Source organism: Bacillus sp. SIMBA_008 (assembly GCF_046535495.1).
GTDB classification, from domain to species: Bacteria; Bacillota; Bacilli; order Bacillales; family Bacillaceae; genus Bacillus; species Bacillus subtilis.
In genome coordinates this window covers 1-264 of record NZ_JAWRWL010000618.1, presented here as the reverse complement: position 1 = coordinate 264, position 264 = coordinate 1, and the positions used below count along the sequence as shown (strand labels likewise).

The 264-nt window shown below is 64.0% G+C and carries 1 protein-coding gene; it reads left to right on the top strand.

Annotation, left to right across the window (positions count from 1 at the left end; genetic code table 11):
* The coding region (locus SB658_RS24670; RefSeq protein ID WP_410603023.1) for a hypothetical protein at positions 1–264 on the top strand (264 nt) is incomplete at both ends.

The window sequence follows — 264 nt, the reverse complement described above, 5'->3', positions numbered from 1 at the left end:
GCCATCTGCTCAAGCGCGAGCGGAGATCGAACGTCTCGGCCTGACCATGTATGACGTAAAGACTGGCGCCTTCCTTGGTCTGGAGAATGCCGCAGGGCAGCTCTCCAAGGCATACTCCAACATGGACGGCGCGTCCCGCGATGCGTCGATGGGCATCATCTTCGGCCGCGAGACGGTCACCGCGGCGACGGCGCTGTACAAGGCCAGTGCGGGCGGTGTCGACCAGTGGACAAACGCGGTCGATGACTCGGGTTACGCGGCCGA